Origin of the sequence: Paracoccus sp. R12_2, assembly GCF_017744015.1 — a bacterium.
Classification (GTDB): Bacteria; Pseudomonadota; Alphaproteobacteria; order Rhodobacterales; family Rhodobacteraceae; genus Paracoccus.
Genome location: NZ_JAGHRA010000003.1, coordinates 203,073 through 217,721, shown reverse-complemented (window position 1 = coordinate 217,721; position 14,649 = coordinate 203,073). Strand labels below are relative to the sequence as shown.

Annotated in this window: 11 protein-coding genes and 1 pseudogene; 3 read left to right on the top strand and 9 right to left on the bottom strand. The window is 62.6% G+C overall.

The genetic code is table 11. The features are described from left to right. Positions 1-96: 96 nt before the first annotated feature. The 3 genes and pseudogenes from J7359_RS05405 to J7359_RS19875 all read right to left on the bottom strand — a co-directional run. Positions 97-816 carry a hypothetical protein gene (locus J7359_RS05405; RefSeq protein WP_209055519.1) on the bottom strand — a complete coding sequence of 240 codons (720 nt, stop codon included), beginning with the start codon at positions 814-816 and terminating at the stop codon, positions 97-99. Continuing rightward, a complete protein-coding gene (locus J7359_RS05400; RefSeq protein WP_209055518.1) occupies positions 809-1,012 on the bottom strand; it encodes a hypothetical protein in 204 nt (67 codons plus the stop codon). Before J7359_RS05400 ends, J7359_RS05405 begins: the two co-directional genes overlap by 8 nt. Before the next feature lie 83 nt (positions 1,013-1,095). Beyond that, positions 1,096-1,221: pseudogene (locus J7359_RS19875) on the bottom strand (transposase domain-containing protein); the annotation flags it as partial. A gap of 399 nt (positions 1,222-1,620) precedes the next feature. On the opposite strand from J7359_RS19875, the gene J7359_RS05390 reads away from it, so the two are divergent. Both J7359_RS05390 and chrA read left to right on the top strand, forming a co-directional pair. After that, positions 1,621-2,442 carry a sulfurtransferase/chromate resistance protein gene (locus J7359_RS05390; protein ID WP_209055516.1) on the top strand — a complete coding sequence of 274 codons (822 nt, stop codon included), beginning with the start codon at positions 1,621-1,623 and terminating at the stop codon, positions 2,440-2,442. Continuing rightward, the gene (gene chrA, locus J7359_RS05385) at positions 2,442-3,809 is read left to right on the top strand and encodes a chromate efflux transporter (RefSeq protein WP_209055515.1); all 1,368 of its coding nucleotides are present in this window, start codon (positions 2,442-2,444) and stop codon (positions 3,807-3,809) included. Before J7359_RS05390 ends, chrA begins: the two co-directional genes overlap by 1 nt. A gap of 366 nt (positions 3,810-4,175) precedes the next feature. On the opposite strand, the gene J7359_RS05380 is transcribed toward chrA, so the two are convergent. Next, entirely contained in the window at positions 4,176-4,811 is a 636-nt protein-coding gene (locus tag J7359_RS05380; protein ID WP_247740203.1) for a hypothetical protein, read from the bottom strand. Positions 4,812-5,035: 224 nt separating this feature from the next. Between J7359_RS05380 and J7359_RS05375 the strand changes: the two genes are divergently transcribed. Then, positions 5,036-5,359 (top strand): septum formation initiator family protein, encoded by a 324-nt coding sequence (locus J7359_RS05375; RefSeq protein ID WP_209055651.1) that lies wholly within the window; start codon positions 5,036-5,038, stop codon positions 5,357-5,359. 209 nt (positions 5,360-5,568) lie between these two features. On the opposite strand, the gene J7359_RS05370 is transcribed toward J7359_RS05375, so the two are convergent. From J7359_RS05370 to J7359_RS05350, 5 genes are all read right to left on the bottom strand, one after another. Continuing rightward, the gene (locus J7359_RS05370; RefSeq protein WP_209055650.1) at positions 5,569-6,615 is read right to left on the bottom strand and encodes an IS5 family transposase; all 1,047 of its coding nucleotides are present in this window, start codon (positions 6,613-6,615) and stop codon (positions 5,569-5,571) included. 151 nt (positions 6,616-6,766) lie between these two features. Further along, positions 6,767-8,662 carry a DUF927 domain-containing protein gene (locus J7359_RS05365; RefSeq protein WP_209055513.1) on the bottom strand — a complete coding sequence of 632 codons (1,896 nt, stop codon included), beginning with the start codon at positions 8,660-8,662 and terminating at the stop codon, positions 6,767-6,769. 599 nt (positions 8,663-9,261) lie between these two features. Further along, complete coding sequence (locus tag J7359_RS05360) at positions 9,262-12,483, bottom strand: error-prone DNA polymerase (RefSeq protein WP_209055512.1); 3,222 nt, start codon at positions 12,481-12,483, stop codon at positions 9,262-9,264. Then, complete coding sequence (locus tag J7359_RS05355; RefSeq protein ID WP_209055511.1) at positions 12,480-13,949, bottom strand: DNA polymerase Y family protein; 1,470 nt, start codon at positions 13,947-13,949, stop codon at positions 12,480-12,482. Before J7359_RS05355 ends, J7359_RS05360 begins: the two co-directional genes overlap by 4 nt. Further along, entirely contained in the window at positions 13,870-14,625 is a 756-nt protein-coding gene (locus J7359_RS05350; protein WP_209055510.1) for a damage-inducible protein, read from the bottom strand. Before J7359_RS05350 ends, J7359_RS05355 begins: the two co-directional genes overlap by 80 nt. Positions 14,626-14,649 lie beyond the last annotated feature (24 nt).

Below are 14,649 nucleotides of genomic sequence, written 5' to 3'. Positions count from 1 at the left end.
AAGCGCGCCGGGCACGTTGGCATCAGGTGGCGCAAGCGTCAGGCGCGCTTCGAGCGACGTCAGGTCATCGGCACACCACTTACGGCACTGTTCGCTTTAGTTCCAGAAAACCTCAGTCGCCAAGTAATCGAAGATGACCGTCCTGACGCGGACGCCAACGTCAAAATTGACCTCATATCGGTATATGCCATCTTGAACGATGACCCAGCTACCATCCAGATCTTGGCCAGTCATGATCCTGGTCATCATCTTGCTCCCCACTTCAGGGAATACTGAGAGCCCACCAACCTCGTTCTCCCCCTCAAACTCGGCCCTCTGCTCAGGCGTCAGGAGTCCGATAGGATACGTCCAGACGATGTCCGGATCGTTCATCATTGGCTCCCCAAGTTCGAAGAATGAATGTCCCCTTGCGTTCTTAACGACGACTCGGTTCACTCTATCGCGGTCAGGCATCCAAACGATCTGGGCCTCACCGGTTTCGGTAAGCCTCTCCGTCTTGGACTGATCGATCATTGACCGAAGAGCCGGGCTTTTCCGAAGTGCAGACGCGGCACTTGCGTTAAACTGCTTGTCAGGGTCGATGGTGCCGGACACGACACAGCTGAGGAACGCCCCGACATATTGCTCGTCCTTAGAGAAGCCGTTGTTGCAGTCAAAACACGTTGTCACCTTAGGCAAATGATGAGGACGCGGCTTTCTCAGGAAGCTCTGCGTCGGGACATGGTCCTCGGTGGTCACCATGTTCGCCAGAACGCCGCTACAGTGAATGCACCATGCCCTGTTTCTGTCGTCAAAGAATTCGTCGATCTTATCCACGTCGCCCCCAGTGCCCGCTCTTCGGCATTGTCACCAGTTTTCGATAATTTTCTACAACGATAATCTCTTGGCATTTTGGTTCAGGGTCCTGCTCCGCCGGTCCGGTTGCAGAACATTTTGAGAAAAATTCTACAACGCATCGCTTCGGATTTTCACGGGTCAGCCATATATCAGGATCAGCGTAGCCGTAGCTCATGAAAGAGCGACCTCGGTCGACCGGGCGAAGGGCAGATAGTCCAGTTCGTCCAGGATTACGAAAGTAAGCGTCCGGTCTGACCGCTACCCGTACCAGCGCCAACGCAGCAGGTCGCCGACCTTGGTGATCTTGTCGTCCGGGATGCGGGCGAGGGTGTTGGCGAGCCAGGCGTGGGGATCGACGGTGTTGAGTTTGGCCGTTTCGATCAGGGTGGCCTCGTCATCGAGCAGGCGACCGAAGCGCCGAAGCAAATAACGATAATTTTTCAGCGTATCCGGCTTGTAGTTTCTGGATGCAAGGCTTTCTTCGAATGATGCGAGATACTGATCAAGGCATGTATGATCGGATTTTTCCATTTCTGTGCTCCATGTTGGTGGAGCAATGAACTTCGCGCCAAATCCCCGCTTTGTGACCAGTCGATCTCCATCTGAGGGCACGCGCGGCCAAGACAATATTTCGACGTCACCTCTTCAACGCTGACCCGCATATAGAGTTCTTGACGTGGCTACCCGGTCTTTCGTATCTAAAATTATGGGGATTGCGAGCTCCCCACGAGGCGCCAGCCGAAGATCGCGTTCCTGTTCAACCCCGGCGACGGAGGAACGCACATGCCTGCGCCCAATGCCATTTCGTTCGATAAACTCACCCGCATCATCGGAACCCCTCGAGCGCCGCTCTTACTCGACGTTCGGTCCGAGGAGGATTTCGCGACCGATCCACGGTTGCTCCCTGGCGCCGCCCGGATCGATGACCAGGCGCTCGCCGCGCTCGCGTCGCAACTCGGCGGGCAGCCGTCGATTGCCGTCTGTCAAGCCGGCCATCGGCGCAGTCAGGGCACGGCTGCCTGGCTTCGCGCCGAAGGCTGCTCCTCGGAATATCTCGAGGGCGGGTTCGACGCTTGGCGAGCGGCCGGACTGCCGTTGATCGATCCGGCGAAGCTTCCCGCGCGCGACGCGCAGGGCCGCACCATTTGGGTCACCCGCTCCCGCCCCAAAATCGACCGCATCGCCTGTCCTTGGCTGATCCGGCGCTTTCTCGATCCCCGTGCGATCATCCTGTTCGTTGCCCCCGCCGAAGTGGTGGGTGTCGCCGAGCGCTACAATGCCGCGCCCTTCGACATCGAGGGCGTGTTCTGGAGCCATCGGGGCGAACTCTGCACCTTCGACGTGATGCTGGCCGAGTTCGGACTAGGCATTCCCGCCCTCGACCGCCTGGCCGCTATCGTTCGCGGTGCCGATACCGCCCGCCTCGACCTCGCACCCGAAGCGGCCGGTTTGCTTGCCGCTTCGCTCGGCTTGTCGCGGATGTATTCCGACGATCTGGAACAACTGGAGGCCGGGATGCTCCTCTATGACGCCTTTTATCGATGGGCACGGGACGCGACCGACGAGACCCACAACTGGCCCACCAACAAGCCGAAGGCAGACTGATGCAGGACCGCGCATATCCAACCCTTGCTTCGGCCACCCGCATCTGGGCTCGCATTGGCCTGCTGAGCTTTGGCGGTCCCGCAGGACAGATCGCGCTCATGCATCGCATCCTCGTCGAAGAGCAGCGCTGGCTGGGCGAGAAGCGGTTCCTTCACGCGCTTAACTACTGCATGCTGCTGCCGGGACCGGAAGCCATGCAACTCGCCGTCTATATCGGCTGGCTGATGCATCGCACCCTCGGCGGCATCATCGCGGGCGTCCTCTTCGTGCTGCCCGGCGTCGTGGCGATCATGGCGCTGAGCTGGATCTATGCGCTTTACGGCAATGTCGGGCCAGTCGAGGCGCTGTTCTTCGGGCTCAAGGCCGCGGTGCTGGCCATTGTGGTGCAGGCGGTCATCCGCATCGGCTCGCGTGCACTGAAGAATGGCGCGATGGTCGCCATCGCCGCCGCCGCCTTCGTAGCGATCTTTGGCTTCGCCATCCCTTTCCCGCTCATCATCCTGATTGCTGGCTTGATCGGGTTCTTCGGTGCGCGTGCGGGACTGCCTGCATTTCATGGCGGCGGCGGACACGGCAAGGTGGGCAAGGTCCAGGTCGATGACGCCGATACCCTGCTCGGCGAAGAGTCGCCGGCTCACACACAGGTCAACCGAGGGTGGGCGTTTCGCGTCTCGGCAGCGTTCCTCGTGCTCTGGTTGGTCCCGGTCGCCCTGCTGTTCGCCGTCTTCGGTCCGGCCAACGTTTTTGCCCAGATCGCAGGCTTCTTCAGCGTCATGGCCGTGGTGACCTTCGGTGGCGCTTATGCGGTCCTTGCCTATGTCGCGCAGGAAGCAGTTCAGAACTACGGCTGGCTCGTCCCCGGCGAGATGCTGGACGGGCTCGGCATGGCCGAGACTACGCCCGGGCCACTAATCATGGTGACGCAGTTCGTGGGCTTCATGGGAGCCTTCCGCGATACGGGCGGACTGTCGCCGCTGATGGCGGGAACGCTGGGCGGGCTTCTGACGACATGGGTTACGTTCACACCCTGCTTCCTCTGGATATTCCTAGGTGCCCCGTTCATCGAGCGCTTGCGCGACAACAAAGTGCTGACAGCAGCCCTGACGGCCATCACGGCTGCCGTCGTGGGTGTGATCATGAATCTTGCGGCCTGGTTCGGTCTGCATGTTGTTTTCGATGAGGTGCAGACGATCACGTCTTTCGGCCTCGATCTCGATGTGCCCGTCTGGTCCACAATGAACCTGTCTGCTGCGGCGTTGGTCCTTGCCGCGCTTGTCGCGGTGTTTCGCTTCAAGCTCGGCCCAGTGACGGTTCTCGCCGGGTGCGCAGCGGCTGGTCTGGTTTTTAGGATGGCCAACATTGCATAACGGTGATCCGCTCTCGCGATCCAAATGAGAGCCAAAGGGCCCATGACGAGATTGATAAGGGGACAACGCCGCATTTCGTCAAAGCCCCACCCGGACAATCGGATCGTGGGCACGCTAACCCCTAACCGGATTCCTCAGCGCCCTTGAGTTTCGTTTGGGCGTCAGTTTATGCCGAGCGCAAAGAGGACTATGGCCTGCAATTTCAGCAGAGCGCTTGCGAAGTCGGCATAATCTGGCTTCCGGCATAATGGGTCTTATGCCGATATCGGCATAAAGGTCATCGGGCAGCAGCGGCAGCGGCTCTTTATCCGCGGCTCCCTTGCCACTAATGGCGCGGAACAGGGACTTGGTGGACGGGGGGGGTGCTCATGCTGCCTCCTTGATCGCATATTCGCCCCACTGGTCGGCGCAGGCCTCGGCAACGCCCTCGAATGTTCGACTGCGAATCTTCCAGCGATCCGCCGTGCGCGGGGCGCGGTGGACGATCGACCATGCTTTCCATTCGTCGCTTCCGCGCTCTGGCTCGGGCAGTCGGTTGGTCTCGGTCAGCTCGGGCAGGCCGCGCAGGTAGAAGCCCGTCGCCTTGTACGCCGGCTCTCCGAACCAGAACGGTTGGACGATCTGCGGCGCGGGCAGGTCGACCGGCATCCGGTCGCGCGCGAGATCGTTCATCACCGGGTTCTCGATGGCCACGCACACGATCGGCGCGCGCCAGCAGTCGATGAACAGGCTGACGCCTTCCTCGAATTCGGCGCGGAGATCTTCCACCGTCCGGCCCCTGGGCAGCTTCTTGGGCGGCGTCCATTTGCCTGGCCCGGACATCCAGCGCCGGCCGGACCGGCACAGCCGGGTGCAGGGCGGATGCATGACGGCGAGCAGATCCCATCCATCATCCAGCAGGTCGCGGACATCACACACGATGTGGCGATTGCTGCCATCCTCGGCCGGCAGCAGATCGCAGGACCAGACATCATGTCCTCGCGCAGAGAAGGCGCGGCGCATCACGCCCGAGGTCTCGCAACCTATGAGAATGCGCAGCGACCTCATGGCACGACTTCGCTTATCGGAATGGTTCGCATGGCTGGCGCACCCGTGTTCTCACGCAGCGTTGAGGGGGCGAAGGGTTTCGCGAAAAGCTTCTCCATGAGAGACTTTGGGAGGTTCTGATAAAAGGTATTGAAGTGACTGGACGAAATTGGCTTCGGGCCTATCTCTTCATCTTCGTCATGTCGGGCTTGGCGATCTACTTTGCGCATGCCGCCATCAACGGGCCCTACGGTGTTCTCGTCCGTGTCCAGGTTCTTCACGAGATCGAGGCCGCGAAGGTCGAGAGGGCAGGCCTTCAGGCGCGCGTCGACCGACTGAAGAACCTGACAAAACGACTGTCCAACGACTACCTCGACCTTGATCTGCTTGATGAGCGGGCGCGCAAAGTCCTTGGCCTGATCAGGCCCGATGAAGTCGTGATCGATAAGAGGGTCACACCAAATGCTGATAATCGAATGCAACCTCTGAACCGTACCGCGAACATGCCGGGCAAGGCGGGCTAAGCGCATAGGGCGGCACCCTCGCGCGACATTGGCGGGCTTGATCATTTTAGGGCACCTCGATTTATCACCGTTTCCGCTGTTCTGGTCCGGTTTGGCGGCCTGACGCCTGCGGGAAGCGGCTCCTTGATGTGCTTCGAAGTGTGACCGCGGAGCTTTCCGCCAATTCGCGGCGTGTCTTGGCCCTTCCGGCCTGACTTTCGGGCCCCGGGTCACGCCGGGCATGGGTTCAGGCGGCGTAGCTGAACGAGGCGGCGCATGTTGTAGGCGAGGTTCTTCATCCCGATCTTGGCAGTCGCCCGCACCACGCCGATCGTTCGCACCAGGGTGCCGCCCATGTCGTTGGCCTGTGCGCCGAAAACATGCTCGACGCTCACGCGCACCGAGGATTTCGTCCGATTGCTGCCTTTGGCTTGTTCGCTGAGCGGTTTGCCCCGCTTGCCTTTCCGCTGGATGCGGCTTTTCAGCCCCCGGGCGCGCAGTTTGGCCTCCATCTCCTCGGACCGGTAGGCAGAATCCGCCCAGACGCCGCAGCCCGTGTTGCCCCGCATCAGCAGGTGATCCACAGCCTGGCTGTCATGCAGCGCCGCATCGCTGACATGATAGCGGCGGACCAGCTTGTGCTGGCGGTCCACGTTCACATGATTCTTGTAGCCGTAGTGGGATTTCCCGTGTTTCTTGGTCCAACGGGCATTCATGTCCTTCTGCGACCGCTTGGCGGGCTTGTCGGCCCAGCCCTCCGGCTCCTCACCGGCCTTGATCGCCTTGTTCTCGTCCCGCGTATTGTGGTTCTTCGGCACCGCGACGATGGACGCATCGAGGATCTGCCCGCCGCGCGCGATATAGCCCTGCCGCGCCAGATGGCCGTCGAACTGCTTGAACAGCGCCTCGACCACGCCCGCCTGCGCCAGCCCCTCGCGATAAAGCCAGACGGTCTTGGCGTCGGGCACCCGGTCCGCCAGCCCGAGGCCGAGGAACCTCATGAAGGACAGCCGGTCGCGCACCTGATACTCGATCTGGTCGTCCGAGAGGTTGTAGAGCGCCCCCAGAACGAGCGTCTTGAACATCACCACGGCGTCCATCGGTTTGCGCCCGGCCCGCGACTTGCGCTCCGCCGCGGGCTTGCGCCAGACCCGCTCCAGCACCGGGCGAAATTCTTCCCAGGGCACGACGGCATCGATCTCGACCAACGGGTCCTTCTTGGCGTCCAGGCTCGCGTAGCGATCTGAAAGATCAAAGAAACCCATCTGCTGTGCCATCGTCACACTCCGCCTGTCAAACACCTGTAGCTTCTTACCTCGGTGACCACGTCCGGACAATTTTTCGAGGTGCCCTTAACAGATGAACCTGTTCATCACTCTCGGGCCGTCGGCCACCCAAAGATCCTGTTGGATGGCCGACGGGCAAGGACTAGTCCAGATTGCTCTCCTCGAAGATTTTCGCCGAGATGCAATAGAACCGTGATGAGTTTGCCATCCCGGGAATGCGAACCTTCTTCGCGTAATGCCGTTCTTCGCCGGACATCAGAACACCCCGCTCCTTCAGCACTTTCGCGACCAACTGCGGGTTCTGTCCTTTGCAGACCTCGGAACGCCATACTTCCGGGAAGATATACCAAACGGAATCCCCATCCTTGGTCGTCGTCCGGAAGCCTGCACGGTTGATGATCGGGCGCTCGACCTCCCGCCCGTCAACATCGCAATCGTCTTCCTCGATTGCGTTAACGGGCCGGAAACGCGCCTCACCATGCGTTTCCAAAAACAGCCGGACCGTTTTCATTGCATTCAGTTCTTCAAGGGAGGAACGGGATCCCCTCTCCTCGAGCCACGCCGTCAGCGCGATAAGGCCGAACCCCTCTAAGGATCCAGGTTCCCAGGTCAGAATTCCATATTCCTCTGCCAGCTCTCCTGCCGCAACGATAAGCGCTATGCGTTTCGCGACCCGGGTAACTTGAGGATCGTCCGCGTTCCCACCGGCCATTTCCATAAATCTGGAAATGCTGCGCTGGACTTTTTCGATAGCTATTTCGGGTTCCGCGATCAGGCGACGGACGAAGGCCGGTCCGGCGTGGCCGTAATGGTCGGAGATGACAGAACGGGCGGTGTCTATTACCTGTCCGGCACTCTCGGAATTATCATGACTTTCGCTGAGGGATGCGTTCTTAGGATGAATCGGCAGATCAATCATTCGCACGCCCACGCCGCCCGTCATCCTTGAGGCGCCATGATGATCCCGGACCAGATCGGAAATCGGGTGCTCTCCGGTCGAGATCGCGAGGACGCGCCACGACGATCCGTGCTGAAGCCCACCATTCTTGTCTGCGCGCGCTTTACCTACGCCGTTCGCCAGCATGTAAGTGATTTTTGCGATATCGGATTTCGTGCTCGAGGCGTCGCTCTGCCCAATCTCGTCAAGAATGAGGAGAGTGTCACTGGCTTCCGCCGCCCTTGCCTCAATCCCATTGATCGTGGCGTTCCAAGGGCGGACAATTTCGTCGGGCGCACCCCAGACGCTCCCAGCCAAGCGGGCATAAGTGGTTTTGCCGCGTGAGGACGGCCCGTAGAAATGAATGCCACCCGATTCCGCATCCATAAGCTGCAAGAGCGGCCCAACGAACGCAGCAGAAATCGCCAGAACAGCATAGGGGATACTCTGAACGATTTTGCATACCCGCTGCCATTCAGCCAGGTCACCCTTCGAGCGGAAAGGGTGTTCACCGCCATGCTGGTCGTAGGCCACCATGTGTTCGGGGTCAGGCGGCGAAATCACTCCGGCAGGCAAAACGAAATGGCCGCGATGCCAGCCCAGACGATCCGCGAGATAATAGATCGTGTCCCGCCCACCGAACGCCAGAAGCTGAGCCAGCGCTTCACGTCCGGGTTTGTCGGTCGCAGTCATGATACTATTGGAAAGCAAAATCGAGCGAGCATCCTTTCCATCCCCGGCCAGATGGCGGAACGGGATCACGATGAGACGCCGCATCCCGAAGGGGTCTTTGAAGCCGATCAACTTACCCCATTCACCATCAGGGGTAGCGCCCTTTCCGAGCAGCTTGATGTCGCTACAGACATAAGTTTTCGTGGTCCTGGGCGTTTTTGCGCGGCCCTCAAAGGTAGTTTCGCGCTTGTAGATATGCCCGTCCGCGCGCATGAACCCCTCGAACAGTTGGTCATTCGGCTCTTCGACCTCGAGCATCAGTTCCTCCGTGTGCTTGTGGGACGAAGCTTCACGGGGGGGTTCCGGAGTCGGGCCATCATCGAAATGCAACGGCTCGGCATCGTGTTCGTTCGGCACGATGTGCTTCATAAATATCTTCCTCTTCGACTCATGGTGGGCTTGCGCCGCCGGTTAATTTGTGAGACGAAAGGCTTTGTGTAACATCTACACCTGATGCCGATGGACTTCGCCTTCCGCGCGGCTTCAGGTTCAAGCACTAAGCGTCTCAAGCACCATTTTCGCTTTTGATGGCGAAAATGGCAAAAGGTCTTTACACTACTGACTATCAAGTATGTGGATAACCTCCCCTGCCGGCGCGCGTTATTTCTGCGCTCGTGCCTTCGCCACCCCGTGCCTCCCAGCCTTCGCTTCCTCCGGCGGCACTGGCTCGAAACCTGATAGGTTCAGGCTTCTATGATTCTATTAGAGAAAAAATGTTCCCACTGTTCCCACCACCTAACTTTGAAAGAAGAGGTTGCGTAGTAACTATCCATCAACATTCGGACCATTTCCCTACTTAGAGCCTTTCATCCGAGAGCTGAGGGAACGGTTGGAACACTGGGAACAAAGGTCAGTTGCGCAGGTCGACGCCTCCTGTGATTGTATGCGTCATAGCCGAAACGTGCGGAGTGCGGCCGCTGCTATTTATAATTATTCCCTGAAGAATCCTTTCCTTTCGGCATCTGATTTTACCTAAAATCCCGCGTCTCCACGCGGATCGTGTCGAGATGCAGATCGCGGATGAACATGTCGCGCGGCTTCGGATGGCGCGGATCGGGTGTGGGGCTGCCGTGATGGAACTCGTCGCCGCGACCATGCGGCAGCGGGAAGACGCCGCGGCTTCCGACGCTGCCGAGTGCAGCAGAAAGGTCGGTCAGATGCTGGACGACAAAATGCACCACATCGCCCTCGCGCTGGATGCGGCCACGGGCAGCGATCATGCCGGCGGAGAGGATGGTGCGGCGGTTGGCCTCGAAGGTTTTGGGCCAAACGACGAGGTTGGCGATGCCGGTTTCGTCTTCAAGCGTGATGAACATCGTGCCCTTGGCCGATCCGGGGCGTTGGCGGACAAGCACCAGCCCTGCCACCTCAGCCCAACGCCGGTTCGGCAGCGCCATTGCCTGCGCGCAAGTCTGGATGCGTCGCTTCGCCAGATCGCCGCGCAGGAAGACGACGGGATGCTGGCGCAGAGACAGGCCGGTGCGGCTGTAATCCTCGACCACCTCACGCCCTGCGGTCATCGGACGCAGATGCACGGTGGGCTCGATGGCCTCGGCAGCGGCAAACAGCGGCAGGTCGGTATCGGGCAGCCCCTTGATCGGCCAGACGGCCTGACGGCGCGACAGGCCGAAGCTGTGGAACCCATCGGCTTCGGCGATGCGGGTCAGGGCGGCGGTCGGCACGCGCGCGCGGCGCCAGAGATCCTCGATCGAGCTGAAGGGCGCGGCCTTGGCGATGGCTGCGGCATGCGCCTCGGCCAGTCCCTTCACCATCCGCAGGCCAAGCCGAACGGCGAATTTCCCGCACATCTGGTCCGGATCCCCTCCCGCCCCTTCCAGCGTGCAATCCCATCCCGAGGCGTTCACGCAGACGGGCCGCACCTCGACCCCGTGTTCGCGGGCGTCCCGCACGATCTGCGCGGGGGCATAGAACCCCATCGGCTGGCTGTTCAAGAGCGCGGCGCAAAAGGCATCAGGGTGCCAGCATTTCAGCCAGGATGAGGCATAGGCAATGAGGGCAAAGCTCGCGGCATGGCTTTCGGGAAAGCCGTAGCTGCCGAAGCCCTCGAGCTGCTTGAAGGTCCGCTCGGCGAAATCGCGAGCATAGCCGCGCTCTTCCATCCCGTCGATCAACTTGTCGCGGAAGGCGGAGACGCCGCCGGTGAACTTAAAGGTCGCCATGCTCTTCCTAAGCATATCCGCTTCGCCCGGCGTAAAGCCCGCGCATTCGATGGCAACGCGCATGGCCTGTTCCTGAAACAACGGCACACCGAGGGTCTTGCCGAGCACTTTCTCCAGTTCAGGCTTGGGATATTCGACCGGTTCCAGCCCCGCGCGGCGGCGCAGATAGGGATGGACCATGTCGCCCTGGATCGGGCCGGGGCGGACGATGGCGACCTGCACCACCAGATCGTAATAGGTGTAGGGCTTCAGCCGCGGCAACATCGCCATTTGCGCGCGGCTCTCGATCTGGAAGGTGCCGAGCGTGTCGGCCTTGCGGATCATCGCATAAGTGCGCGGGTCTTCGGCGGGGATGTTGGCGAGGTCGTAGTGGGCGTCCTTGTGCTTGGCCACCAGCGCCAGCCCTTTCGCCATGCAGGTCAGCATGCCGAGGGCGAGGATATCGACCTTCATGAACTTCAGGGCGTCGATGTCGTCTTTGTCCCATTCGATGATCTGGCGATCCTCCATCGCCGCGGGCTCGATGGGCACCAGATCGTCCAGACGTTCATGGGTCAGCACGAAGCCGCCGGGGTGTTGCGACAGGTGACGCGGCGCGCCCATCAGCTGCTGGGCCAGCTCGATCGTCAGGCGCAGACGGCGGTCGGAGGGGTTCAGGTTCAGTTCGGCCAGCTGGGCGTCGCTCACGCCCTCCTCGGACCAAGCCCAGATCAGGGACGACAATGCGGTGATCAGATCCTCGGGCAAGCCCATCGCTTTGCCGACATCACGCAGCGCGCCCTTGGCGCGGTAGCGGGTGACGGTGGCGGTCAGGGCGGCGCGGTCACGGCCATAGGCTTTGTAGATCCACTGGATCACCTCCTCCCGCCGCTCGTGTTCGAAGTCGACATCGATGTCCGGCGGCTCGCGGCGCTCCTCGCTGACGAAACGCTCGAAGAGCAGATCGTTGCGGCCGGGATCGATGGAGGTGATGCCGAGGACATAACAGACCGCCGAGTTCGCAGCCGAGCCGCGTCCCTGACAAAGGATGTTCTGCGAACGGGCGTAGCGGACGATGCTGTGGACCGTCAGGAAATAGGGGGCGTAGTCCAGCCGCCCGATCAGGGTCAGTTCGTGGTTCAGAGATTTGGTGACCTCGGGCGGAATGCCTTCGGGATAGCGGGTTGCTGCGCCCTCCCATGTCAGGCGGGCCAGCGTGTCCTGCGGCGAGAGGCGCGGGTCGTCGCGCTCCTCGGGGTATTGGTATTCGAGGTGGCTCAGATCGAAGGTGCAACGCTCTGCGATCTCGACCGTGCGGGCCAGCGCCTCGGGGTGGCGGGCGAACAAGCGAGCCATTTCCTCGGGCGGCTTCAGGTAGCGGTCGGCGTGGCGCTCGCGGCGGTGGCCGAGCGCCTCGACGGTGCAGTTGTGACGGATGGCGGTGACCACATCCTGAAGGATGCGGCGGGCGGGTTCGTGGAACAGGACGTCGTTCGTGACGACCGTCGGGACGCGGGCCTGCTGCGCTATTTGCGCCAGATCGTGCAGCCGCAACTGGTCGTTCGGGCGGCGGCGTAGGGTCAGGGCGAGGTAGGCGCGGTCGCCGAAGGTCTCGCGCATCCGGCGCAGGTGCAGGGCGCAGGTGTCGTCGGGCTGGTCGGGGATCAGGATGGCGATCAGCCCCTCGGCGTGGTCGGTCAGATCGGACCAGTGCAGATGGCATTTGCCTTTGCCTGCGCGGCCCTTGCCCAAGGTCAGCAACCGGCACAGCCGCGACCATGCCGCTTTGTCCATCGGATAGACCAGCACCGACATGCCGCAGATCAGGTCCAGACGGCAACCCGCGACCAGCCGGATGCCGGTGGTCTTCGCCGCCTCCCATGCCCGCACGATGCCCGCGACCGAGTTACGGTCCACCACGCCCAACGCCTCGATCCCCAGCGTTGCCGCCGTAGCGAACAGGTGCTCCGCGCTGGACGCCCCGCGCAGAAACGAGAAGTCGGTGGTGACCTGCAGCTCGGCATATCTCATCCGAACACCCCGTGGATGAACCAGCGGTGTGATCCGGTGGCGGCATCCTTGCCATCGCCTGCGCGGAAGATCCAGAGGCGCTCACCTGCCTCGTCCTCGATGCGGAAATAATCGCGCACGGCGATGCGCTCCGCCTCACGCGTCCACCACTCGCCGAAGATGCGTTCGGGGCCGTCGGCCCGTTTGATCCGGCGGCGGATGCCTTTCCATGCGATCCAGACGGGGGGCTGGTCGGGCAGCAAGGCCATTGTCTGGATGGGCTCGGGGCGGGCGAACAGGCGCGTGGGGCGGGGCCAGTGGTCGGGCCAGCCTTCGGTGGTCGGCTCGGCCAGCGCGGGGATGCGGCGGATGGAGCGTTCGGGCACGTCGCTGGCGACGGGGGCGATGCGGTAGATGGCGCGGGGACCGACGCGGTTGGCCAAGGTGTCGATCAATCCGGACAGGTCCGGTGCCTCGGGCGCGAGGGTGCTGACCTGCCGCACGGCCAAGGGTTCGGTGATGGTGGCGGTCAGGGTCATGATCTCGATCCCGAAACCGGGGGCGATGGTGGGGATCTTGTCGCAAAGGAGCCGCGTCAGACGCTGCGGATCGCGCTGCGGCACGGCGAGGCCGATGCGGACGGTCTGCAGCTCGCGGTCGACGCGGTGGCAGATCAGGTCCAGACGGCGGACACCGAGGCCGTGCGTTTCCAGTTCCGCGCAGAGGGCTGTCACCAGCTTGCCGATGTATCGCGCGATGGTCTCGGCCGCGCCGATGGGTTCAGCAAAAGCCCGGCGGGTCTCGATCAGGCCTGCGGGGCGCAGGGCGTCGATGGGTTCGGAGGCCGCGCCGAACATCTGGTCGATGCGGCGGATCAGTTCCGGGCCGAAGCGTCGGGTCAGCGGGGCGCGGGGTGCGGTCATGAGGTCGCCAATGGTGGCAAAGCCCATGTCGCGCAGACCCGCAACGGTGGCGGAGGGCAAACGAAGCGCCTCGGGCGGCATCTGCGCCAGATCGCCGCCGAACCGCGCCAGCGCATGCGCCGCGCCCCAAGTGTCCGCCACCGCTGTCCGCGCCGTCACGGCCGACAGTGCAAGGCGGCCGGTCAGCGCCTCCAGTAGAGCTTCCTCGCCGCCATGCAGGTGGTCGGCGCCGGTGCTGTCGATCACGATCCCGTCCGGCGGATCGACGGCCACGATGGGTGCGATGCGTTGCAGCACCCAGAAGGCCAAACGCTCCAGACTGGCCAGATCCGCCTGCGGGTTCCCGGCCTCGATCCGCAGATCCGGCACCAGCGCCTGCGCCTTGCTGACCGGCATGCCCGCCGCAAGGCCAAGGCCTGCCGCGCCGGCATCCACCGCCGTCAGCACGCGGCGGTTGCCGATGCGCCCCGCCAGCACCAGCGGCCTATCCGAAGGCGAGTCGTCCTGCCGTCGCAGCCGATCCAGCGGCCACATCGGCAGGAAGACCGAGATGACCCGTGCCATCGCATGCCTCCAGTTCGATATCAAAACTCTCGCCAGCCCGCGCGCGGAGCAGTTCCACCAGCCAGCGCGCGCGGCCCACACCCTGCACCGGCAGCGGCGCGGAAGGCAGCACCGAGACCCGCCAGCGCGTCATCGCCGCCGTCGGCTGGCCGAAGTCGCTGGCCTCCGCCTGCCTGCGCCAGCGCCGCAGGGCGATGCCCGTGGTGCCCGAGCCTTTGGCGGCCAGATGCAGCCGTCGCGAGGCGGTCATCGAAAGCCGCGCGATATCGGCCACCACGGCGGCCAGCCCGCCATGTCGCAAACCCTCCTCCATGCAGGCGAGAACCGCGGTATCGTCGCCCGCTTCGACATGGATGACCCGGTCGGATGGCAGGCCCGCTTGTTCCAGCCCCGGCGCAAACAGATCGGCCTGCGTGACACACCACAGCACCTGACCGGGCAGCCGCGCAGCAATCCCCGCCGCGAAGCAGGCCGCCGTCGCACCATCGACGGCACCGTTGCCGCCGCCTGCAACCTCGTGCAGGCAGCCGACCGCCAACCCGCCCCTCGGCAGGCGGCAATCGAGTTCGGGCACACCGAAAGGCAGCACCGCTTGCTGCGGGCCATGGTCGCCCTCGATCGCCGCGATCCGATGCCGCAGCGCTGCGAGAGCCGGATCGGAGAGAGGCGCGGACATGGCAGTGTCGGGCTCCTGTTCGGA

Coding starts and splice junctions, on each gene's coding strand:
- J7359_RS05390 (WP_209055516.1), top strand. CDS start 1,621: ATGCCTGCGCCCAATGCCATTTCGTTCGATAAACTCACCCGCATCATC.
- J7359_RS05355 (WP_209055511.1), bottom strand. CDS start 13,949: ATGGCACGGGTCATCTCGGTCTTCCTGCCGATGTGGCCGCTGGATCGG.
- J7359_RS05365 (WP_209055513.1), bottom strand. CDS start 8,662: ATGAAGCACATCGTGCCGAACGAACACGATGCCGAGCCGTTGCATTTC.
- J7359_RS05370 (WP_209055650.1), bottom strand. CDS start 6,615: ATGGCACAGCAGATGGGTTTCTTTGATCTTTCAGATCGCTACGCGAGC.
- J7359_RS05360 (WP_209055512.1), bottom strand. CDS start 12,483: ATGAGATATGCCGAGCTGCAGGTCACCACCGACTTCTCGTTTCTGCGC.
- J7359_RS05400 (WP_209055518.1), bottom strand. CDS start 1,012: ATGAGCTACGGCTACGCTGATCCTGATATATGGCTGACCCGTGAAAAT.
- J7359_RS05375 (WP_209055651.1), top strand. CDS start 5,036: ATGTCGGGCTTGGCGATCTACTTTGCGCATGCCGCCATCAACGGGCCC.
- J7359_RS05380 (WP_247740203.1), bottom strand. CDS start 4,811: ATGCGCCGCGCCTTCTCTGCGCGAGGACATGATGTCTGGTCCTGCGAT.
- chrA (WP_209055515.1), top strand. CDS start 2,442: ATGCAGGACCGCGCATATCCAACCCTTGCTTCGGCCACCCGCATCTGG.
- J7359_RS05350 (WP_209055510.1), bottom strand. CDS start 14,625: ATGTCCGCGCCTCTCTCCGATCCGGCTCTCGCAGCGCTGCGGCATCGG.